Here is a 21862-nt window from a genome sequence, read left to right as displayed (position 1 = left end):
TCTTTCAAACCGGAGGAGAATCCTTTTAGATCCGATACGATCTCGTTTTGGATCGTTTTCAAATTTTCTAATTTAGAATAAAACGATTCCTTACTTTGTCCGGGTAGAAATAGGGAATATAGAATAGATTCATAATCCTTAAGTTTTGAATCGACCGTTTCCGAAGAGACTGTAATTTTATCCGATGATCCTGTATTAAATCCATGATCATACAAATAACTCCAACCTGCTGATCCGAACGTTAGGAATATTCCTAACAACAACGACCACACAAGCACGCTCAATTTTAATTTACCCTGTCTCATACGATTTACCTATTCTATAAATTAATTATTTCATTTGTTGATACGCTCAGTTCAGTGAGCGAATGATCTATCTCTTAGATTAGTTCTTTGGATCTTCAAGAGGGAATGAAGCCCAGGCACATCCAGGATGAATGCGATCTTTCCCGTACCCAAAACGGAAGTCCCGCTAATACATTGAATTCCCTTAAAAATTTCATTCAATGGTTTGATCACTGATTGGATCTCGCCCAGCAGATCATTCACTAATATCCCGAAATTTCTACCGTCATGTTCTAAAACGAGTACGTTCTTTCTTCCCTCATCCGGATCAGGGAGACCTAAAAACCTTCCTAAGTGTAAGATAGGAAGAACTTCTCCTCTCAGATTAATGGAACCGGCAATCTCTTCTGGTCGAAGTTGGAGTTCAGACTCCATTGTCTCTCTAACCCAATCCATTGGGACTACGAAGTAAGAATCGCAAGATCTAACTAAAAATCCGTCTATAATTGCGAGTGTAAGAGGGAGGCGAATGGAAAATACGCAACCTTTTCCAAATTCGGATTGTACATTCACCGATCCCCTTAACGATTCTATATTTCGAAGTACGACATCCATTCCAACACCTCTGCCGGAAAGACTTGTGATGGATTCCGCCGTGGAAAATCCCGGCTGAAAAATAAGATTAAAAATTTCTTGTTCGTTTAATACTTGGGCAGGATCTATTAAACCTTTTTCGATCGCCTTCTGTCGGATCTTCTCATGATTGATCCCTTTACCGTCGTCTGAAATCTCGATCGAAATGCTCCCGGTGGAGTGAGAGGCTTGTATCTTTAATTTTCCTCTTTGGGATTTTCCAAGAGTTGTTCTTTCTTGGCTGGGTTCTATTCCATGATCTAAAGCATTTCTTAATATATGAACGATAGGATCGTTTATTTTTTCGATTACTGATCGGTCTAACTCCGTTTCTCCTCCTAAAATTTCGAAGTCCACTTCCTTTCCTAGTTCCAAGGAAATATCTCTTACGGTCCTTCTATACTTTTCGAAAAGTTCTCCGATAGGCACCATTCTAAGAGCCATTGCGGTTTCCCGTATCTCTCCCACTAGTCTGGATAATATTTCGGCGGATTCGTTCAAATCTGAGTCTTCCTTATCCGCAAGTAAACGTCCTAAACTTGCTTCTGAAATGATCAGCTCTCCGACAAGATTCACTAATTGGTCGACTTTTGCAGAGTCGATACGGATGAGTTTAGGAACGATTTGATTGGTTTGAGTTTTTTCTATGTCCGTCTTTTTGAAAGATGATTGCTCTTTAGAAGTTTCGGAAGGTTGAAAGGAAATTGTCGTTTGTAAGCGAAGTCCCTGTAATTCAAGAGCCTTAAAGTATTCTTGCTTTTCGCACGGGATCTCGTTTGAAATCGTATAAAATACTTCTTCTGAAGAATTCGGAGGAACAATTCTCAAAAAGGAGGAATCCTTTACGAAAGAAAAGACCGATTCTATATCCTTCTTCTCCGCAACTGATTTGAGTTGTACCTCGTAACCTAGATAACAATTTTCCGAATCCCAATTATTCCAATCGGGTAGTTTTGTTTTATATACGTATAAGTATTGGATCTCTCCGATGGTCCTAAGATATTTTAAAAAAGAGAATGGATCCATTCCGTCCCTAAAGATATTTTCGCCAGGAAAGAATGTGATCTGCCAGTTAGAGTTTACTGTTCCTTGTTTTTCCTGCTTATCTTTGCCCAGATCTGAATCATTTGCTGAGTCTTTTATTTCTTTTCTATCAGGAGTTTTACCTGTAAATCCTCGGGCCTCCTTTATAATTTTCGCCTGCTCCTCTTCTAATTCCGGATTTAAGTTTTTGCCCGGGATTGGATCCCCTACGATCCTTTTCAAATGGTCTATTGCTCTTAATAAAAAGTCGATCTTAGCTGGATCTAACTCAGTCTTTCCCGATCTTGCAAGGTCGAGTAGGGTTTCCAGCTCATGAGAACATTCTTCTATGGATTCATAACCGAACATTCCGGCAGTCCCTTTTACCGTGTGAACGGATCGGAACATGGAATGGATTGCTTCCTCGTCGAGTTCTCCTTTTTCCATACGTAAAAGATGTAATTCGGCCCCGGACAATAATTCCAGAGACTCCTGTATGAATGCTTCTTTGATCTCGGAAAGATCCATTATACCTTCTCCAGACCGTAAGAAAATTTAAAGGAAGAGGAATCCTTCTTAGAAATACGGATACGGTCCTGAAAAAATCCGATCAGACCATAAAGATCATAAAATTCTAATAAACAATTCGGATGGTTTATAATAGCAAGATCCCAGGATTTATGCAGTGAGTCTTTTTTGAGTAAAATTAAGGATTGAACGAAACTGGAATCCACCTTTTCCAGGGCAGACGTATCTATCTCCACCCGGATTGGATTTCTATCCAGAAGCGGCTGCAATTTGGACTTCCAATCGGAAGCATAATAAATAGAAGCCTCTCCAGAAAGATCCAAATGAAAGATCGGTCTGGAATTTTTTTGCCCGAGTTCAGATACTTTTATTTCCAAAGACATAAAATTTCCCGATTATACGAGTAAAACCTGTATCGTTTTTAAAAGTTCTTCCGGAGAAAACGGTTTAGTAAGCCAGGCTTTCGCACCTGCTTTTAAACCTTCATTTTTAAGTTCATCTTGGGATTCAGTGGTTAGCATGATGATCGGAACAAATTTATGATTCGAATCCTCTTTGATCGCCTTTACGAAAGATATGCCGTTCATGTTCGGCATATTCATGTCGCTTACTACTAGATCCACTTTACCTTCTTTCAACTTCTCCAATCCTTGGAGTCCGTCTTCTGCCTCTATTACGGAAAAGGAAGCTTGAGAAAGATGTAGGGTAAGTATCTTTCGAAACACGGCAGAATCATCCACGATTAAGATTTTTTTCATATTCTCCTTCTTGTCATTCTCACTGAATAGGTAATAATAATTCGCTCATCACACAAAGACGAACCTGTTCACCGGTGTGATCCTTAGCATTATGGATAAAGAATAGACCGTTATGTTTTCTGAGAATTTGATCAACCGCAGTGAGCCCTAAGCCTAAACCGAATTTTTCCAAGTGAGATACACTTTCTACCGGCGGATGAATACGGAAGAACGGCTGCAACACAAGATTCTCATGTTTTTCGTCGACACCTCCATAAGGTTTTTCATCTACGATATTTTTTACCACAACGCAAAAGTAACCTTGGTTAATGCTTGTAAACACTTCTAAAGAGGTTTTGGGGGCACAATACTTGTATGCATTCAAGATCACTTCTTCCAAAGCGAGAAGAAACAGATCCACTTCAATATCTAGTTCGACCTCCTTCTTAAGAATTGGTAAGGAAAGTCTAAGACCTTTCTTTTCTAAATACGGTTGGATGAACTCGGCGGAACGTTTGATTTTTTCCACAAGTTCCGAAGCCTTGATCTTTCTTTTCTGAAGATTTCGATTTATGATCTCTAATAGCTGAGTTAGGCCGTTCAGCAGATTTTTGGTGATTTCCTGATTTTCAATCACCAGATTCATCATACTTTTATTAATTAGATAATTATCTCCATCTTCCTTCATTTCAATTTTGATCATATCCAAAAGACTGATGATCGCTCCAATCCCGGACCCTTGAGAGAGGGAAGTCTGCAAAGAATGTATGGACGATTTTTCCCAGGATTCGTCTCCGGCTTTTCTTCTTGTTTCCTTATAGGTTAACCATTCGAGCTGATTTCTTAGTTTCAAACTTTCCGCTTCCAAGATCGCAGCTTCGCTCGCTTTCAAAAAACGATAGTCTACTGCCTTGTTTAGAGCTTTATGGAACTGGTCCGGAAGGATCGGTTTGATGATGTAATCGAATACTCCCAGCTTCATCACCTCGATCACTGTGTCTGTCGAGTCCAGAGCGGTTTGAACAAGTACAGTCGCATCCGGTTGGAATTCCTTCAGTCTTTGGATAAAAGTAGGGCCATCCATTACTGGCATCATGAGATCCACTATGTAAAAGGAATATTTATTGGTTTTAGCCATCTCCAGCGCTTCTTCTCCATTGGAAGCAGACTGGTATTGTATCCCGAACTCGTCGCAAAGAGCTTCGAGCATTAGGGTATTTTCCAACTTATCCTCAACTATAAGTATAGGGTCTCGGACAACGCTCTTTCTCTCTTGTTTGTTTTTGATCACTGAACTCGTAGAGTTAGTCATTGATTTGGTCCGCCAATTCTTCTAATACTAATTTTAATTCGTCCAAGGAAATTGGCTGTGATAGTACAAAGTCAAAATTCTCCTTGGAATATTTTTTTTCAAAATCCTGCGACTCTTCCGGAAGGATCAGAACTGTTTTCCAAATTTCAGATATATTTTCTTTCAAAGTAGAATTAGAATCTTGGAATAGAATGATCTTCTTATCCTTTCTAACCTCCTTGAACGATAACGGTTGGTTTTGCTTTTTGAAAAAATGAGTGAGAAGTTCCGCATTTTTTTGATTGGATAATTCTAATCGGATAAGGCAGAAATTTTTTAATTTTTCAGGATACGCTCCCGCAAAATTTTTTCTGGGTTTGGATTGTTTCGGACTCTGTTCAAGTATAGGAAGGTTCAGATAAAAAGTAGTTCCGATCCCTTGTTGGCTTTTAACTCGGATACTTCCTCCATGAGCCTCGACTAATTTTTGAACTATAGAAAGTCCGAGTCCCGTTCCTTCCGTGTCTCTGGATCTTGAATTTCTAATCTGATAGAATGCATCGAAAATTTTTTTCTGCTCGGAGTCTGGGATGCCGATCCCAGTATCAGTGATCTCTGCGACCCAATCTTTTCCTTCTCTCTTAATGGAAAGATAAATAGAACCTTGTTCCGCTGTGAATTTTACGGCGTTTCCGACCAAATTTAAAAAGATCTGTCGAATTCTTTTAGGATCTCCCCAGATCATGGATATAATTTCTTTGGGCTCATCCCAAACTAAATGTAGATGCTTTCTTATAAGTTCCGGTTCTAGGAATTCTACCACCTGTTCGAGTTCCTTCCTTAGATCCATTTCTGAAAAATAAAAAGAGGATTTTCCGGCGTTAAGTTTGGAAAGTTCTAGAATATCATTAATTAAACCTAATAAATGTAATCCTGATTTATGGATAAGGTCCAGATACCTCTTGTCGTTGGAATTTTCATCCTCTATCTTGATTAGTTTGGAAAGACCAATGATCGCATTCAGCGGAGTACGAAGTTCATGGCTCATATTGGCAAGAAAATCACTTTTAGCGGTACTTGCCGCTTCCGCCTTTTCTTTCTGAATAGAGAGTTCTTTTGTTCTTTTAACGACCGTTTCCTCTAGGTTTTCTTTATGAATCTTTAATTCCTCTAATATGGACATTCTTTCCAAATAGAAACCTAACAGGTCCACGAATGTCCTAAATGTAAACTGTTCATCCGGTCCTAATTCATGTTGAAAGAATTCCATTCCCAAAAATCCGAACCAATCTCCGGACATTCTGATCGGAAATAGAAGAATGGTGTCCGTTCTTCTACCTTGGTAAAATGTCTTTTCAGAATCTAGAAGCTCTGAAGTTCTAAACTCGATAATATCATTCCTGAGAAGATACGGTTTCCATCTTGCGAATTTACTGGAGAGCGAAATTTCCGGATGAGTTTCCATAAGAGTGGCGCTGGAATATGGACTTTTGATTTCCGCCTGTAAAGCCAATACATCCGGATTTGCGGTCTTTTTATATAGATAGATCCTTTCAGCTTCTACCAATACCAGAAAATGTTCGATCGCTCTTTCTATCGTAAAACTTTCATGTGTTGTATTCAATAAGATCTGAGAAGCCGCAGTGAGCCCCATTTCAGATCTAAGTCTTTTGGCGGTTAAGTCTTCTCTTCGGATCTTTTCACTGATATCTCTCTGGATAGATAATAAATTTGTAATATTTCCGTCTTGATCCTTAACCGGAGAGACTTTCCATTCGGAATGATATTTAGTTCCGTCTTTTTTATAATTGATCGTGGAAGAAGAGTAGGAGTCTCCTCGTAAGAGGCAATTTTTAAGATTTTGTAATATTCTTCTGTCGGTTTCTTTACCGAATAAAATTTTAGGAGAACCTCCGATCAGTTCCTCCGCTCTATATCCGGTCAGTTCGCAAAATGCGGGATTAACAAAAACAATAGAAGGTCCGTTCTCGTTTAATACCGCGTCTGTAACAAGAATTGCGTCCGACGTTTGGGAAACGATAATTTGAAAAAGTCCGGTTTCTGTGTCGAACTGCAGATCTTCCGCGACCATATAGGCCAGAGAATTTAAGCGAAAATAAACTTAATTCAACCATTTTAGCGGAAAATTCCACAAAAATGACTTATTTTAAGTCAAATCGATCAAATGCGTGCGATCTGAGACATAACGGGATTGTCGAAGTGACTACATCAAAAGATTTGCAGGCAATTTAAAGCTCATGGAATCCTCCCTCGAATCGGGGAAAAGATCCAAAACAGCTTTCGGGTAGAATTGAATGAGCTTAGAAATGATCTCGTCCACGAGGATCTGAGGAGTAGAAGCGCCTGCCGTGATCCCTAAAATTTTGATCTCGGAGTTAGCTATATAATCTTTATTTAATTCTTCTAAGGAACTTATTTTAAAGGAAGAAGGTTTTGATTTTTGAGCCAATTGTAGAAGCCTGAGAGAGTTGGAACTGTTATCCGCTCCAATCACCATCATCGCATCTATCGCATCCATCATGGACGAAACTGCTTCTTGTCTTTCAGTAGTTGCGTAACAAATATCATCCTTGGCAGGATGTTCTACGCTCGGGAATAATTCCGAAATCTTTTCTACCACAAGTTTGGTGTCAGCCACTGATAAAGTGGTCTGCATTAGATAGGTGATAGGTTTGTTTAAATCTAATCTTCCGACCAATTTTTGGACATCTTCCGGGGATTCTACAAGGAACATTTGGGCTTCTCCCATTGTACCGATTGCTTCGTCATGTCCTTGGTGGCCTATATAGATGATTTGGTGGGAGTCTTTATATCTGCGTGCTTTTCTGTGAACTCTGGTGACTAAGGGGCATGTGGCGTCTCCGATCTTCATTCCCCTACGTTTTGCTTCTTCTACAACTTCAGGAGAAACTCCATGAGCAGAGAAGACAACTGTGGAACCGTCCGGAGCTTCGCCCAATTCGTTAATGAACTTGATGCCTCTTTTTTTCATATCTTCCACGACCCTTCGGTTATGAACGATCTCTTTGCGGACATAGATCTGCTCCTCGGAATTGGATTGAACCTGTTCCACATAGGAAATTGCGTATTTGACACCGGCGCAGAAACCGCGGGGATTCGCTAGATAGATTTTTTCAAGCATCTGCTTTCAGACTGTTTGGGCTGCCTAATGACGCAAGCATTTTCGCATCCAGGATCCGCGCCAGAGATGCGGCGGGCGAAGTCCCGACGAAGTCGGGATGAGGGCCAGGCCCGAACCCGGAGCAGCTCGATCCTGAGCCAGCGAAGGAGGCGCCCGGACCATTTACAAGCGACATATACACTTAAGGAAGGAAGGAATTTTTTATCTATTTTTGGTAGAAAAAAGTATCTCTTCCAATTCCGGAATCCTCCCGATTTTCAAGGGGAAGAGGTCAAGGAAGACCTCTAGGAAAATCAAATTCTCTCTTAGGAGAGATTCGGATTCAAGGAGGAACCGAATGATTATTAACCACAATATCAGTGCCATCTTCGCTCATAGAACTTTGAAGTTCAATAGCGAAAGCATGAACAAAGACATCGAAAAGTTGTCTTCCGGTATGAGAATCAACCGTGCAGGTGATGATGCATCCGGTTTGGCCGTGTCTGAAAAAATGAGGACACAGGTCGGAGGTTTGCGCAGGGCGGAACAAAACACTGAAGACGGTATGTCTTTGATCCAAACAGCGGAAGGGTATCTGCAAGAAACCCATGAAGTTGTTCAAAGGATCCGCGTGCTTGCTGTGCAAGCTGCGAACGGTATTTATACCGAAGAAGACCGTCAACAAATACAAGTAGAAGTATCTCAGTTGGTCGACGAGATCGACAGGATTGCTTCTCAGGCTGAGTTCAACAAAATGAAACTCCTTACTGGAGCTTTCGCTCGTTTGAACCCAACCGCAAGTATGTGGTTCCATATGGGTGCTAACATGCACCAAAGAGAAAGAGTGTATATCGAAACGATGAACACTGCGGCTTTGGGATTAAGAAACCCGACCGTTCTGACTTTCATCTCTCTTTCTACGGCGGGAAAAGCGAACTCCGTAATTGGTCTCGCTGACGATGCTCTTAGATTAATTTCTAAACAAAGAGCAGACTTAGGAGCTTATTACAACCGTCTGGAACATGCTGCTAAGGGACTCATGAACGCTTATGAGAACATCCAAGCTGCTGAATCAAGAATTCGTGATACTGATATGGCTGAGCAAATGACCAGCTTTACCAGATATCAAATTCTGACTCAGGCTGCCACTGCGATGCTCGCTCAGGCGAACATGAAACCGCAAACCGTGCTCCAGCTATTGAAGTAATTCGATAGCTAACCTGCCGGCTTGACTTTAGTAGTATTCCGGCAGGGGAGCTGGCCTTAAGCTAATGTTGGTTCTTTCGACGGGACCACGGATTTATATTTATTATAAATCGCCGTACGACTCTGAAGCCTAACTTCTCGTAAGCGAAAGTTAGGCTTTTTTTTGCCTTCTTAGTTTTAGAAGAAATGATCAGAAAGTTTTATACCGAACTTTAATCTTTGCAAAACTCTAGTCCCCGCAAGTTTAATACCTAATACGAAATTTATCCGAATTGTAATCGAATACGAATCATAAAGATCAGTTTTAGAATGCGAAAGCGGAGGCCTTCACATTTTTGGAAGGGGAGAAGTATGACTCTTCTCTAAAAGGAAACTTCTGCATCGATGCGAAATTTATACTTACCGATTACACTCTTAGTTTATCTTTTATTGCTAATTTTTGGATTAGGAAGTTTTTCTCTCATCGATTGGGACGAAAATATTTACGGAGCAGCATCCAAGTCCATGCTGGAAACCGGAGAATATTTCAGGATCCAAGTTAACGGTCAGCCTTTTAGTGAAAAGCCTCCATTTTACTTTTGGCTAGCGAATCTATTCTATAAAGCATTCGGTCTTTCTGAATTTTCCACAAGGCTTCCTTCCGTTTTTAGCGGGATCTTGTCTTTTATGATCTTGGTCCGATTCGGAACAATTTTACATTCTAAAAAGTTCGGATATGTTTGGGCATTTTTATATTCAGCTTCTCTTTTGCCTCTTCTTCTTGCAAGAACAGCTTATATAGATCATTTATTCAATACATTCATTTTAGCATCCGTTCTTTCTTTGTATTTATATGAAACAAATGAGAAGGGGGACTTTCGTTCTAGGGCGATCTGGATCTTGTCTGCAGCATTCTTTGCTGGGATTGCAGTTTTGACAAAAGGCCCATTAGGATTGGCAATTCCACTTTTTATTTTTGCAGCAAATCGACTTTTAGATAAAAATTTTAAAATCAGGATTTTAGATTTTATACTGTTTGGATTCATTTCTGTAGTTGTTTTAAGTTTTTATTATCTCACAAATTTTATCTTTTATGGAAACGAGTTTATAGTTCAATTTTTCGATTTCCAGAAGAAACTTTTAACAAAGTCTTTAGAATCCCATACTGGACCTTGGTTCTATCATTTTATCGTAATGTTTATAGGGTTCTTCCCTTGGACTGCGCTCTTATTACCGGGCGTAAAAAACTGGAGAATTTTTGCCGATCCTAAAATTTCAAGAATTTCACGTTATTTTCTCATTTGGTTGGGAATAGTGCTACTGATCTTTTCGATCGTTCAAACCAAACTTCCTCATTATTCTTCTTCTATCTATTTTCCTTTATCCTTCTTTTCGTCTTATTTAATTTTAGAAAAATCGGAGATTTTAAAATCGACTTCTTTCTCACTTTCTTTCTTAGGAATCGGATTGATTGTAGGTTTAATATTTCTGCTTTTGCCTCAGATTTCAGAGTATTCTAGTTCTACAATGGGAATTAACAAGGCGTTGTTACCATCCTTCGATTTCTGGGATTCTAGTTCCGGATTAGTTCTCATTTTCGGAATTCTAATCGGTTTTGCAGGATTACAGTCATTCAAAAAAGGGAAGGAGAAAGGAAAGGATCTTTTTCTAGCCTCAACCTGGGCTTCCATGTTGGTCTTTGCGGGAGTTCTATCAACCACGATCACTCCTAAGATCATATCCTTTTTACAGGATGGAAATCTTCGACTGTATGATAAAGCGGAGAAATCGAGGAATCTGATCGTATATTATAAATATCTTTCTTTCTATCCTATGTTTTACAGAGAAAAAAAGATCCATACGATAGGAAGCTATAAGTTTAAAGACGAAACATTTCTGCTAGATTCCGAGGAAAAACTTTCAATCATCTGCAATCGAAACAGCGTATTGGAATTGGTATTAACATATCCACAAAGAAATTTTCAGGAAGTTTCCGCTGAAAATGGGATTGTACTTTTGGATTCTTCACCTAAATAAATGTAGAAGGAAAGTTCTGCGCGAAAATCGGCAGATGGAATAAGGAATCTACGTTCCAATTTTTTAGGAGCAAGATTTAGATTGTATGATTGGCTTTTTTGTGATATAGGAAAGGCGAGTTCTCCCACGGGCCACTCCCCACCACCCAAGATTCAGGGTGGGGGCGGTCCTTACCCGCGTAGGAGTTCCGACGAAAACTTAATTACTTCCGCTCGCGACCTTCTTTTCTCTATATGAGGATCGTTGAGAAGCAGCGGTAATCATTGTTTGACTCCAAATCGGAGTTTCCATTTCGGCTTGGATCAATCTCAATTCAAAATTGGTTCTTTGGATTTTAGAAACCGTGTGTAAGACAAGTCCGATCGCAATTTGGATCCAAGAAAACAACATTAAACCCATAGCAAGCACCGCCAAAGGAACATGATACACATATCTATATTTGATATAATCCAGAACTGGGGGAGTTCCAGCGACTAAGGATAGTATACCGGAGACCGCGGAAAAAAATCCGAAAAAGTGCATCGGTTTATAATCTTTAAAGATCCATAATATGTTTTTCACTACCTTGTATCCATCCCGGATGGTATTCAATTTGGAAAAACTTCCTTCAGGTCTATCTTTATACGGAACAGAGATCTCTTCCAATTTGAACCTTTTATCTAAAGCGTGTAATGTCATTTCTATCTCTATCTCGAAACCGGAAGATAGGATCGGATAATTTTTAACGAATCTACGAGAGAATACTCGATATCCACTCATTGGATCTTTCAGCTTGGTGCCGAATAGAAAATTAATTAGTGTAAGAACAAGTTTGTTACCAGTAGAATGGAATCTTCTCTTATTCTCCCTTCCGTAATCTCCCTCGCTCAAACGATCTCCCACAACCATGTCGAGATCTCTTTCCTTTAAGGTTTGGATCATAGAATGTATCTTTGATGCAGGGTAGGTCAGATCAGCATCACACATGATATAAATTTCCGCGTCGATCTTAGTGAATGCCGTTCGAACTGCATTCGCCTTTCCCTGTCTCGGTTCGAAAAGGACTTCTCCAAATATGGAATGCTCCACCAAAACCTTTTTGGAAATTTCCGAGGTCTTATCCTTGGAATTATTATCCACGATCACAAAATATGCATTCGGGATCTCTTTATAAAATTCCAAAACGGTTTTTTCTATGGTAAGTTCTTCATTATATGCAGGAAGGACCAATACAAGAGGGAAGGGTTTCATTCTAAGATTGAGTTCTTCTAAGTGTGAGTGAAGAATCATCCAGAATTCGGATCTTCTCTGTTACAGATCGATGAATCCTAACAATCTAAATTTGAAATCGTATGCAAGTTGTAACATTCCAAATATGGAATTCTAGTTTTCGCTTAGAACCTGATTTATGTACTAGCGATAGAATGAAAAGAAGCAAGATAATCTTCTTAGTTTCTATCTTTTTCGGGATACTTTTGCTCGGAAATCTGCTTACTTGGGCAATTTTTAGAGTGGATACTTTTCGATCTTCTGTCGATTGGGAAAAGTATTCTAATCCATATAAAAGAAATACCAAACTCAAACTCCAGAAGGCTGGAATTCATTTGCATACGAATCGGACCTGGTTCACCCCCGGTAGGAATTCGCCGGAAGAGATAGAAACGGTCTATGCGGCTAATGGCTACAAAATATTAGGCTTCACCGATTACGAAAGGATCACTCACCCCGATTCTCCAAAACTTGCTCAGATCAAAGGATATGAATGGGGAACCAATCTTAGAAAAAGGCATTTAAGTGTTTTAGGTCTGGAAGAAGCAAGTTATGATCTATTTCCTTTGTATGCGGATCCTGAAAATCTACAATGGGTAATCGATAAACTCCGATCTAAAAATGGATTTGTAGTAATTAACCACCCTCTCTTAAACGAATCCTTTCCTTTAAAACTTTTATCCCAACTAAAAGAATACGATGCATTAGAAGTTTTGAGCCCTTTCGGAGATATTCCTAAATTCTGGGATAAACTACTGAGCGAAAAACATCCTTCCTTCTGCATGTCCTCTGACGATCTACATTATCTACCTAGGGATGAATATTTAAGAGTTAGAACTTCCGGGATCCCGAATTGGCGGGACCTAAGTTCAGAAATATACAAACAAGAAGGGGAATCTTTGATGAGATATCTTCTTGTAAATACAGATAGTTTGGATGAGAAAGAGGTCCTTCGTTCCTTAAAAGAAGGAAATTATCTTTGCGTTCGCAAAATGGAAAGAAGTTTAGAAGAGCCAAAATTAGGTCCTTTAGGTTTAAATTCGGAAAGCGAGATCCATTTTAGTTTCGAAGATACTCCAATCAGCGTCGACTTTATTGGACAAAATTCTGAAATTCTTTCTCATACTTCCTACCAGAACAAAGGATATTACAAAATGAAACCCACTGATCTGTATGTAAGAGTCCAAATAATCTATCCGACTGCGATTATTTTGAGTAACCCATTCTTTCAGAAACTATAGATTTTTCTTGACTTTTCTCTAATTCGTAGAGTCAGATAAAGAAAGGTCATGGGTTTAGGATCTAAAAAGACAATCGGTTCCATATTAGCGATCGGATTTCTTCTACAAATCGCTTGTGTGTCCGTTTATAATCTTACCGGAAATTGTCCGGTGAGTATGTCCTATCTCGAAAAACAAAAGGAAACCTCCCAAGTTCCACCTTGTCATAAGTCCGAAAATTCCGCGCAAAAGAATAACTCCTCTTCCAATGAATGTTGCCCTAAAGAGAATGGCGTAGCCTCTTTAGATCTTTCCAAACTTTTGGACTGGGAAAAATTAGGATTACATAAAGTCCTAATCTTTTTATTCACTTCGGAATTGAATTCTCCGCAAATCGTGTTAGAAAACGTAATTCTGGACGATTCTTATATTCCGATCTCTTCATCACAATCCATTAGCTTAAGCACTCTTCAAGTTTTCCTCATTTAATCCGTATTTTCTCCCTTTTGATCTTTAGGAGGAAATATGAATCCGAGACTTATTGTCTTAATATCAATTTACACATTATTTTCGTCCGCAGCATACGCGGAAAAAAGGAACCTGGAAGAAATCTTAGATGTTTTAGTGAAAGAACACCCTGAGTCAAAATCTTTGGCTGGACTTTCCCAGGCTCACAAATCACATTCCGAAGCCACAGGTATATTACCGGATCCTAAAATAGGAGTGGCTTTCCGAAATTATCCCACTAGAGGCGGGTATTCCACTTCCGATCGGGCATTGGATACTCCTACGATGACAGGGATAGAATTGTCAGTGTCCCAAGAGTTTCCCTTTCCCGGAAAATTAAGTACCGAAAAAAGGATCTCCAAACTAATGCAAACCGAGTCGAACTTTGCCTATATAGCTGGAGTAAATCGGATCTTAGGGGATTTTTTCAGCAGATTGAACAAATACAAATATGCCGAAAAGAAAAAAGCAATTAATGAAAGAATATTGATCCTGCTCGGCGCTCAAAAGTCCATTAGCGAAAACTCATATTCTTATGGTGAGAACACTCTGTCCGGAGTTTTGAAGGCAACTGTTGCCAAAACGGAAGCAATCGAAAAGGAAACGGAATATTCCACTCAGTTGAAAGACCTTAAGTCCCAACTAGAATACTATCAGGTTTCCGATAAGATTACATTCTCCGATATATATTCGATCGATTTGGATTCGTTCTTAGAGAATAAGAACGAAGAATTAGAGACATTAGTCTCCGCACAAATTTCCTTGATCGAGGATTCTCCGGAATATAAGATACAGATGGAAGAGGAAAAACGTTTAAAAGAACAGGCAAAACTTACTAAATATTCTCTCGCGCCCCAAACAGAAGTGTTTTTCTCCTATATGAAGCGCAGATCCCAAACTTTCGCTCTGGACCAAGGCCCGTTGAACTATGGACTTATGGATACCACTGAATACCGAGGAGATCTTTTCAGCTTCGGAGTAAATATGAGGGTTCCTGTTTGGTCCGCTCTTAAATGGAATTCTATCACGGGAGAAACGGAACATCTGGCGGAAGTAGGTAAGGATTCCGTGGAAAAAACAAGAATACAAATGTTCTCTGAATTAAACCGGAATTTGGCCTATATTAAAGGTGTTTCGAACCAAATCCGTTTGGTAGAAAAACGGCTGATCCCTGAATTGGAAAAATCAGCAAGAGCAGGCTCCTTCCAATATGCTTCCGGAAAGGTGAATGTGCAGGATACTCTTCTTGCTCAAACGGAGATTCTAAATACCAAAATACGTTTAGAAGATCTGAAAGAGCGAAAGAACGAATCCATTCTAAATACGTTAAAACTCTTAAGTTTTATCTATAAAGACAACAAAACTCCGGAACATGTTAAACATAACTGAGGATGAAAAAATGAAGAAGTTACATTATATATTTTTAATTTTATTCCTGACCGCAGGAAATCTATTCGCTCATGAAGGAAAGGAAACATTCGTTCTGAGAGAGGTTGCCAAAATCCATTCTTCTATATATTCCGAGACTCCGGGAAGTATCGACGTTCAAAAGTTGGTCCAGCTCCTGAAAGAAAACGCGGATCACAAAAAAGATACTGAGAAATTTAAGAAAGCACTTCCGATCGTGGAAGAATTGGGTAAAACTACAGATATTGCGAGAAAAAGAGAATTATTCGAACGTTTATCCCAAGAATTAGAATCGATCGTAGGCCATCATGACAGATCCGGAGTATCTATTTTCTACTGCCCAATGCTTAAAAAGAAATGGTTGGCGTCCGGCAAGGAAATCAAAAACCCATACGATCCCAAAATGAAAAGTTGTGGAGAGATCATTCATGAAGCCAAGTGATCTTTTAACCTCTTCACCTTTAAGATGGATCGGAAAACTTCTAGCGATTCTAATATTTACAGTTTTGGTGATGGATTGTTCTTCTAAGAAAGACATCTATTATTGTCCGATGCATCCCCATTATACTTCGGATCGTCCCGGAACCTGTCCGATCTGTAACATGGATCTGGTTAAGAGAGAAGAATCTTCCGAGCATAAGGATCATACTAACGTGAACAATTCTTTGCAAGTAGCGGAGGCTACGGCAGGTGAAGATCATTCTTCTCATCTGCCCACACCCTCTTCCGAAAATAATTCCAAAGAGTTGATCCTTTCCTTTGAAAAACAACAGTCTATCGGGATCAAGACGGAATTGGTGAGCAGACGGAACCTGGTAAAAAAGATCAGTGCGTATTCTAGTGTTGCTTACGATCCGGAATTGTATTCTGCATTGAGTGAATACAAAGAAGCGATTCGTTCTTCCGAATTTCTTTCTCCTGAGATCATTCGAAATCTTCAATTGAGGCTTAGACAATTGGGCTTGGGTCTGGACCAGATACGTGTTTGGACATCCGGCGCAAGAGACCCATCCGAGTTGATATTAGGAGGTAAATCGGGCAGAGCGCATATCTATTCCCAGATCTATGAGTCCGATTTTACCACCGCCAAGGTTGGACTTCCTATAAAATTTAAAACGGATGTTTATCCCGAAAAGGAATTCATAGGAAAGATCAAAAGTATAGATGTGATCTTGGATAAAAACAACCGCACACTTAGATTAAGAAGCGAGGTCTCAGATCCGAACCAACTTTTAAAACCTCAGATGTTCGGAGACGCAGTGATAGAAGTTTCTCTTCCTAAAGTATTGTCCGTTCCGACTTCCGCAATTTTAGACACTGGAAAACAAAAGATTGCGTATGTTCAAACTGCACCTGACAGGTTCCAGGCGGTTTCCGTTCAGACAGGAAAAAATATAGATCCTTGGGTCGAAATTTTATCCGGTGTTCGGGAAGACCAAAGAGTTGTGACCGAATCCACATTCTTGATCGATTCGGAAGCTAAGATCAGATTCGGCTCTGATTCTCATGCACATTAAGGAAAAGAATATGATCCAATCCGTTATTCGTTTTTCCGCAGAAAACAAATTTTTAGTTTTACTCGTCACTCTGGCGATACTCGTCGCATCTTATGTTTCCATGAAAACAATCCCATTGGATGCGATCCCTGATCTTTCGGACACACAAGTGATCGTATACTCGCGTTGGGACAGAAGTCCGGATATCATGGAAGACCAGGTTACCTATCCGATCATCACTTCTCTTTTAGGCGCTCCTAATATCAAAGTTGTAAGAGGATTTTCAGATTTTGGTTTTTCCTATGTTTATGTGATTTTTCAAGACGGTACTGATATCTATTGGGCTAGATCCAGAGTATTGGAATATCTTTCCAGGATCCAACCTTCACTTCCGGCAGGTGTAAAAACCGAATTGGGTCCAGATGCGAGCGCCGTTGGTTGGGTCTACCAATATGCCTTAATCGACCAAACAGGGAATAATTCTCTCGTCGACCTGAGGACATACCAAGATTTTCAATTGCGTTATCTTTTGAATTCAGTTCCGGGAGTTTCCGAAGTCGCTGGGATCGGTGGGTTCAAAAAACAATACCAAATCACGATCCATCCGAATGCATTAAGATCTTATAATGTGGATTTTGAGACCGTTATACAAAAAGTAAGGGAAAGCAACCAGGAAACCGGTGGAAGATTGCTGGAAATTTCAGGTGCGGAGTATATGGTAAGAGGAAGAGGATATCTTTCTTCTCTGACAGATATAGAAAATATTCCGCTTTCTACGGATGCAAACGGAACTCCAGTGCTTCTCAAAAACGTAGCATCCGTCCAGTTCGGACCAGATATTCGCAGAGGGATTGCCGACTTGGATGGAGAAGGGGACGTAGTCGCCGGCACCATAGTCATGCGTCATGGAGAAAACGCACTCTCCGTTATCGAAAGGGTTAAAACCAAGTTAGAAGAAATTAAAAAAAATCTGCCTAAAGGCGCAGAGATCATCACCACTTATGATAGATCCGAACTTATTGAACACGCTATCAGCAATTTAAAATTCAAATTGGTAGAAGAGATGATCATTGTCTCCATAGTGATCCTGATCTTCTTATGGCATTTTCCTTCCGCAATTATTCCCATACTTACGATCCCGATTTCAGTGATCATCGCTTTCATTCCAATGAACCTATTGGATATAAATGCAAATATCATGTCATTAGCGGGAATGGCGATCTCTATCGGTGTGCTGGTAGACGGAGCGATCGTAGAAGTAGAGAATGCTTATAAAAAATTAGAAGAATGGGAAGCAGGAGGTAGAATTGGGGATTATCATGCGGTCCGATTAGAGGCATTATTAGAAGTGGGACCTTCCGTGTTCTTCTCTCTGCTTGTGATAGCTGTGGCGTTCTTTCCTATATTCACGCTTGTAGACCAAGAAGGTAGGCTATTTCGTCCACTAGCATATTCTAAAAATATAGCGATGGCAGTGGCAGCATTCTTGGCCATCACCTTGGACCCGGCTGTCAGAATGTTATTCACTAGAATGGAGCCGTTCCGATTTAAGAATGTATTTCTTTCTAAGATCGCAACTACGATGCTTGTCGGAAAATATTATCCGGAAGAAAAACATCCTGTAAGCAAAGTACTATTCCGATTTTACGAACCCGCCTGTCGTTATGTTTTGCATAGACCTAAAACGATCATCGCTTCCGCAGCGGCATTGGTGGTCTTAACGATTCCTGTCTATTTTAGTCTGGGTTCCGAGTTTATGCCGCAACTCTACGAGGAATCCTTTTTATATATGCCTACTACCTTACCTGGGATTTCCGTTGCAGAGGCAGAAAAACTCATGATAGCGATGGATAAAAAACTGAAAAGTTTTCCTGAAGTAAAACGAGTATTTGGAAAGGCAGGACGCTCCGATACTGCGACGGATCCGGCTCCATTCTCTATGATGGAAACTGTCATTCTTCTAAAACCCCAAGACCAATGGAGAAAGGCGGATCGATTTTTTTCCAATTGGCCAAGGATATTTCAATATCCGTTCCTCCCATTTGTATCGGAAAGGCTAACTAAAGATGAGTTAGTGGAGAAGATGAACAAGGAGATGCAATTTCCGGGAGCCACGAATGCTTGGACCATGCCGATCAAGACCAGGATAGACATGCTTAGCACAGGTATGAGAACTCCGATCGGAATTAAGATCTTAGGTTCTTCATTGGAAGAAATAGAATCCATAGGGATAAAAATAGAATCTCTTCTTAAAACGGACAAAAATGTTAGAAGCGTTTTCGCGGAAAGAACCGCCGGAGGATATTTCCTAGATCTGAATTTAAGAAGGGAAAAATTAGCAAGATATAATATATCCATAGAGACTGCACAACAGATCATAGTAGCAGCTATCGGAGGAGAACCGATTACCCAAACCATAGAGGGTAGAGAACGTTTTTCCGTCAATGTGCGCTATCCTCGTGAGCTTCGAGATTCTTTGGAGAAGATCAAAACGATACTTGTCCCTACAAAAGAATTCGGCCATATTCCAATTTCTGAAATTGCGAATATCGGAGCAAAAACCGGTCCTTCTATGATCCGGGACGAGAATGGGTTTTTGGCAGGTTATGTGTATGTTGATCCTTCCACATCCGATATCGGGGGTTTTGTAGATAAGGCTAAAAAGAAGGTATCCGAATCCATCCTTCTTCCTCCGGGGTATTCGATAGTTTGGAGCGGTCAATACGAAAATATGATACGTGTAAGAGAGAGGATGATGTACATTCTTCCTTTGACAATCTTCATTATATTTTTGTTATTGTACTTTAATACTAAATCTTATATAAAAACTTCGATCGTTCTACTTGCGGTGCCGTTTTCTTTGATAGGTGCGGTTGGACTTCTTTTCATCCTAGATTACCAGGTCTCAGTGGCAGTTTGGGTGGGAATGATCGCACTTATGGGACTGGATGCTGAAACCGGAGTATTTATGCTTTTGTATCTGGACCTTTCTTACGAGGACGCCAAGAAAAAAGGAAGACTGAGAACCAAAGAAGATCTAATTGAAGCGATCATACATGGCGCGGTACATAGGATACGACCTAAGATCATGACCGTTCTTGCAGCAATGATGGGACTTTTACCGATCATGTGGTCTGCCAGCACAGGTTCGGACGTTATGAAAAGAATCGCTGCCCCCATGGTAGGAGGACTGGTAACCAGTTTTATTCTGGAACTTTTAGTATATCCTCCTATATACATGCTTTGGAAGGAGGGAAGACTCGAAAATATCCTGCCTGTCCTTCCGCTAACGAAGAAGAAAAGAACGAAATCCATTTAAAACAATAGGGACCAAAAAAATGAACAATACTGCCAAAAAACTGATCATCGGAGCTGCGCTCTCCGGACTATTTCTATCCGGAGAAGTATTTTCCGAAAAACAGGAATCTGGTTCGGATAACGCAAAAGGAGAATGTCATGGGGTCAATTCCTGCAAAGGAAAAAGCGACTGTCATACAAACGGAAATTCCTGCTCAGGACAAAATTCCTGCAAGGGGAAGGGATGGATCTCCTTAACGAAAAAAGAATGCGATGCAAAAAAAGGGACTTTTAAAAAGTCTTAAATTTTAGGACATTTATCAATTCGCATTTCGTTAAATGTTAATATAAATTCTATCAATTTAATATTGACTATAGGACATGGTGCCCATAATCTTAGCGGGCACATATTAGGAGTTCGTATGAAAAAGACCTTAGCAACAATTCTTTTCTCCCTGATCCTGGTCGGTAATCTCTCTGCATTTACCGAGTTGGACAATCTACTCATCGCAGAAGCTACCACCCCGGATCTAAAAAAGATCGCAAAAGATTACTTTAATAAAAAGGCAAAAGACCATAAGGAGTTGGCTGAAAAATACAAATCCTTAGCCGGACTTTCTCATGGCGGAAAAGCTACTGCAGACGCCGCAGAAAAGAAAAAGTATGAAAAACTGTCGGAGCATTGTGAAAAAGAAGCTGCCGCTTACAAAGCGCAAGCCGACAAATTTTGATTTCCATTACACTCTTGTAATAAAAAAACCCGTCCTTTCCAGGACGGGTCTCTTCGAATTTTCAGAAAATCTGTTCTTTCTATCCGAATCTTTCACTCAGAAGTTTCACCACTTGTTCCGGCCTCATGTTTGCTTGGGCAAGCATAGCGACCCCACTTTTGGTTAAGATCTGATTTTTGGTATAGTCCACGATATGTTCTGCCATATCCGCGTCCCTTACTCGACTTTCTGCCGAAACCATATTGATATAGTTTGCCTGCAGACCTTCCGCCGTAATTTCCAAACGGTTATAATAAGCTCCTAGATCGGATCTTTGTTTGTTCACCTTTTGGATCGCGTTATCCAGAATACCGATCATCGCATTAGAAGAAGCGGGAGTAGACAAAGTCTGTTTTTTCCCGTTATTCTCCAATTGAAGAGCGCCGGCATTCATTGCATCCACGAAAATTTCCAGCTTCTCGTTTTGATTCGGTCCCACGTGCAATTGGATCGGATTTTTGGAATCCTTGGAGTAGGCCCCGCTCAATGGACGAATTTTATTGAACTCGGCGGATTTACCCAACCTGTCCACTTCTTCAATGAGTTGGTCTACTTCCAATTGAACTAGTTTACGATCGTCGTCCGAGTAAATCCCGTTGGAAGTTTGGATGGATAATTCTCTTAATCTTTGGAGAATATTATTCACTTGTTCCAAGTTCCCTTCGGTGACTTGGATAAAGGAAACTCCATCCATTACGTTTCTTTCTGCTTGAGCAAGACCACGGATCTGGGTACGCATCCTTTCGGAAACTGCAAATCCCAATGCATCATCACCGGCACGATTGATCCTCATACCGGTTGATAATTTTTCTGTGGTTTTGTCCAGCTCGTGATTGACTGTCTTCAGTACGTTATTCGTACGAAGAGCACTGATGTTGTGATTGATAATCATCAACAACCTCCCTGTAGCTAGAGTTCGGATCCGTCCGAACCATTGGCCGGGCTTTTAGGAGGGGAGAACCTCCCGGGCAACCCGGATATCCACTGCGAATTTCACTCCCTTATATATATGGGGAGATTTTTTTAGATTTTTTCCTAAAGACTAAAGCCGTTGCCG

18 protein-coding genes are annotated in these 21862 nt (G+C 40.2%); 10 read left to right on the top strand and 8 right to left on the bottom strand.

The window, feature by feature from the left end:
• Window positions 1-356: 356 nt before the first annotated feature.
• The 6 genes from LEP1GSC185_RS08800 to ispH all read right to left on the bottom strand — a co-directional run bounded on the left by LEP1GSC185_RS08800 (window position 357) and on the right by ispH (window position 7659).
• Window positions 357-2468 (bottom strand): chemotaxis protein CheA, encoded by a 2112-nt coding sequence (locus LEP1GSC185_RS08800; RefSeq protein WP_008591250.1) that lies wholly within the window; start codon window positions 2466-2468, stop codon window positions 357-359.
• Complete coding sequence (locus LEP1GSC185_RS08795) at window positions 2468-2851, bottom strand: STAS domain-containing protein (RefSeq protein WP_008590232.1); 384 nt, start codon at window positions 2849-2851, stop codon at window positions 2468-2470. Before LEP1GSC185_RS08795 ends, LEP1GSC185_RS08800 begins: the two co-directional genes overlap by 1 nt.
• Before the next feature lie 12 nt (window positions 2852-2863).
• A complete protein-coding gene (locus tag LEP1GSC185_RS08790) occupies window positions 2864-3226 on the bottom strand; it encodes a response regulator (RefSeq protein WP_008591692.1) in 363 nt (120 codons plus the stop codon).
• A gap of 19 nt (window positions 3227-3245) precedes the next feature.
• The gene (locus LEP1GSC185_RS08785) at window positions 3246-4517 is read right to left on the bottom strand and encodes an ATP-binding response regulator (protein ID WP_008589865.1); all 1272 of its coding nucleotides are present in this window, start codon (window positions 4515-4517) and stop codon (window positions 3246-3248) included.
• The gene (locus tag LEP1GSC185_RS08780; RefSeq protein WP_008591341.1) at window positions 4510-6588 is read right to left on the bottom strand and encodes a PAS domain-containing sensor histidine kinase; all 2079 of its coding nucleotides are present in this window, start codon (window positions 6586-6588) and stop codon (window positions 4510-4512) included. Before LEP1GSC185_RS08780 ends, LEP1GSC185_RS08785 begins: the two co-directional genes overlap by 8 nt.
• 132 nt (window positions 6589-6720) lie before the next feature.
• Window positions 6721-7659, bottom strand: a complete 939-nt coding sequence (gene ispH / locus LEP1GSC185_RS08775; protein ID WP_008590225.1) for a 4-hydroxy-3-methylbut-2-enyl diphosphate reductase — start codon at window positions 7657-7659, stop codon at window positions 6721-6723.
• Between the two features lie 337 nt (window positions 7660-7996).
• Here ispH and LEP1GSC185_RS08770 point away from each other — a divergent pair, with 337 nt between their 5' ends.
• On the top strand, window positions 7997-8845 hold the full coding sequence (locus LEP1GSC185_RS08770) for a flagellin N-terminal helical domain-containing protein (RefSeq protein WP_010515586.1): 849 nt from the start codon (window positions 7997-7999) through the stop codon (window positions 8843-8845).
• A gap of 383 nt (window positions 8846-9228) precedes the next feature.
• Window positions 9229-10860, top strand: coding sequence for an ArnT family glycosyltransferase (locus LEP1GSC185_RS08765; RefSeq protein WP_008590723.1), 1632 nt, complete (start codon window positions 9229-9231; stop codon window positions 10858-10860).
• A gap of 198 nt (window positions 10861-11058) precedes the next feature.
• On the opposite strand, the gene LEP1GSC185_RS08760 is transcribed toward LEP1GSC185_RS08765, so the two are convergent.
• Window positions 11059-12090 (bottom strand): glycosyltransferase family 2 protein, encoded by a 1032-nt coding sequence (locus LEP1GSC185_RS08760; RefSeq protein WP_010515585.1) that lies wholly within the window; start codon window positions 12088-12090, stop codon window positions 11059-11061.
• 173 nt (window positions 12091-12263) lie between these two features.
• On the opposite strand from LEP1GSC185_RS08760, the gene LEP1GSC185_RS08755 reads away from it, so the two are divergent.
• The 8 genes from LEP1GSC185_RS08755 (at window position 12264) to LEP1GSC185_RS08720 (ending at window position 20766) form a co-directional block, all read left to right on the top strand.
• Complete coding sequence (locus LEP1GSC185_RS08755) at window positions 12264-13349, top strand: CehA/McbA family metallohydrolase domain-containing protein (protein ID WP_008589668.1); 1086 nt, start codon at window positions 12264-12266, stop codon at window positions 13347-13349.
• A 48-nt stretch (window positions 13350-13397) separates the two neighbouring features.
• Window positions 13398-13817 (top strand): hypothetical protein, encoded by a 420-nt coding sequence (locus tag LEP1GSC185_RS08750; RefSeq protein WP_008590758.1) that lies wholly within the window; start codon window positions 13398-13400, stop codon window positions 13815-13817.
• Between the two features lie 36 nt (window positions 13818-13853).
• Window positions 13854-15224: a TolC family protein gene (locus LEP1GSC185_RS08745; protein ID WP_008590965.1), complete on the top strand. Its 1371-nt coding sequence runs from the start codon at window positions 13854-13856 to the stop codon at window positions 15222-15224.
• 10 nt (window positions 15225-15234) lie between these two features.
• Window positions 15235-15684, top strand: a complete 450-nt coding sequence (locus LEP1GSC185_RS08740; protein ID WP_008589492.1) for an LIC13259/LIC11441 family protein — start codon at window positions 15235-15237, stop codon at window positions 15682-15684.
• Window positions 15671-16759 (top strand): heavy metal-binding domain-containing protein, encoded by a 1089-nt coding sequence (locus LEP1GSC185_RS08735; protein WP_008590538.1) that lies wholly within the window; start codon window positions 15671-15673, stop codon window positions 16757-16759. The genes LEP1GSC185_RS08740 and LEP1GSC185_RS08735 overlap by 14 nt, the downstream gene beginning before the upstream one ends.
• A gap of 10 nt (window positions 16760-16769) precedes the next feature.
• Complete coding sequence (locus tag LEP1GSC185_RS08730) at window positions 16770-20057, top strand: efflux RND transporter permease subunit (RefSeq protein WP_008591668.1); 3288 nt, start codon at window positions 16770-16772, stop codon at window positions 20055-20057.
• A gap of 19 nt (window positions 20058-20076) precedes the next feature.
• On the top strand, window positions 20077-20340 hold the full coding sequence (gene bufA2, locus LEP1GSC185_RS08725; protein ID WP_008590321.1) for a BufA2 family periplasmic bufferin-type metallophore: 264 nt from the start codon (window positions 20077-20079) through the stop codon (window positions 20338-20340).
• 117 nt (window positions 20341-20457) lie between these two features.
• Window positions 20458-20766, top strand: a complete 309-nt coding sequence (locus LEP1GSC185_RS08720; RefSeq protein ID WP_008591420.1) for a hypothetical protein — start codon at window positions 20458-20460, stop codon at window positions 20764-20766.
• A gap of 79 nt (window positions 20767-20845) precedes the next feature.
• On the opposite strand, the gene LEP1GSC185_RS08715 is transcribed toward LEP1GSC185_RS08720, so the two are convergent.
• Entirely contained in the window at window positions 20846-21697 is an 852-nt protein-coding gene (locus tag LEP1GSC185_RS08715) for a flagellin N-terminal helical domain-containing protein (protein WP_008596549.1), read from the bottom strand.
• Window positions 21698-21862 lie beyond the last annotated feature (165 nt).

This window comes from Leptospira licerasiae serovar Varillal str. VAR 010 (assembly GCF_000244755.1).
Lineage (GTDB): Bacteria > Spirochaetota > Leptospiria > Leptospirales > Leptospiraceae > Leptospira_B > Leptospira_B licerasiae.
This window is presented reverse-complemented; position numbering and strand designations above follow the sequence as displayed.

Coding starts and splice junctions, on each gene's coding strand:
- LEP1GSC185_RS08800 (WP_008591250.1), bottom strand. CDS start 2,468: ATGGATCTTTCCGAGATCAAAGAAGCATTCATACAGGAGTCTCTGGAA.
- LEP1GSC185_RS08795 (WP_008590232.1), bottom strand. CDS start 2,851: ATGTCTTTGGAAATAAAAGTATCTGAACTCGGGCAAAAAAATTCCAGA.
- LEP1GSC185_RS08790 (WP_008591692.1), bottom strand. CDS start 3,226: ATGAAAAAAATCTTAATCGTGGATGATTCTGCCGTGTTTCGAAAGATA.
- LEP1GSC185_RS08785 (WP_008589865.1), bottom strand. CDS start 4,517: ATGACTAACTCTACGAGTTCAGTGATCAAAAACAAACAAGAGAGAAAG.
- LEP1GSC185_RS08780 (WP_008591341.1), bottom strand. CDS start 6,588: ATGGTCGCGGAAGATCTGCAGTTCGACACAGAAACCGGACTTTTTCAA.
- ispH (WP_008590225.1), bottom strand. CDS start 7,659: ATGCTTGAAAAAATCTATCTAGCGAATCCCCGCGGTTTCTGCGCCGGT.
- LEP1GSC185_RS08770 (WP_010515586.1), top strand. CDS start 7,997: ATGATTATTAACCACAATATCAGTGCCATCTTCGCTCATAGAACTTTG.
- LEP1GSC185_RS08765 (WP_008590723.1), top strand. CDS start 9,229: ATGCGAAATTTATACTTACCGATTACACTCTTAGTTTATCTTTTATTG.
- LEP1GSC185_RS08760 (WP_010515585.1), bottom strand. CDS start 12,090: ATGAAACCCTTCCCTCTTGTATTGGTCCTTCCTGCATATAATGAAGAA.
- LEP1GSC185_RS08755 (WP_008589668.1), top strand. CDS start 12,264: ATGAAAAGAAGCAAGATAATCTTCTTAGTTTCTATCTTTTTCGGGATA.
- LEP1GSC185_RS08750 (WP_008590758.1), top strand. CDS start 13,398: ATGGGTTTAGGATCTAAAAAGACAATCGGTTCCATATTAGCGATCGGA.
- LEP1GSC185_RS08745 (WP_008590965.1), top strand. CDS start 13,854: ATGAATCCGAGACTTATTGTCTTAATATCAATTTACACATTATTTTCG.
- LEP1GSC185_RS08740 (WP_008589492.1), top strand. CDS start 15,235: ATGAAGAAGTTACATTATATATTTTTAATTTTATTCCTGACCGCAGGA.
- LEP1GSC185_RS08735 (WP_008590538.1), top strand. CDS start 15,671: ATGAAGCCAAGTGATCTTTTAACCTCTTCACCTTTAAGATGGATCGGA.
- LEP1GSC185_RS08730 (WP_008591668.1), top strand. CDS start 16,770: ATGATCCAATCCGTTATTCGTTTTTCCGCAGAAAACAAATTTTTAGTT.
- bufA2 (WP_008590321.1), top strand. CDS start 20,077: ATGAACAATACTGCCAAAAAACTGATCATCGGAGCTGCGCTCTCCGGA.
- LEP1GSC185_RS08720 (WP_008591420.1), top strand. CDS start 20,458: ATGAAAAAGACCTTAGCAACAATTCTTTTCTCCCTGATCCTGGTCGGT.
- LEP1GSC185_RS08715 (WP_008596549.1), bottom strand. CDS start 21,697: ATGATTATCAATCACAACATCAGTGCTCTTCGTACGAATAACGTACTG.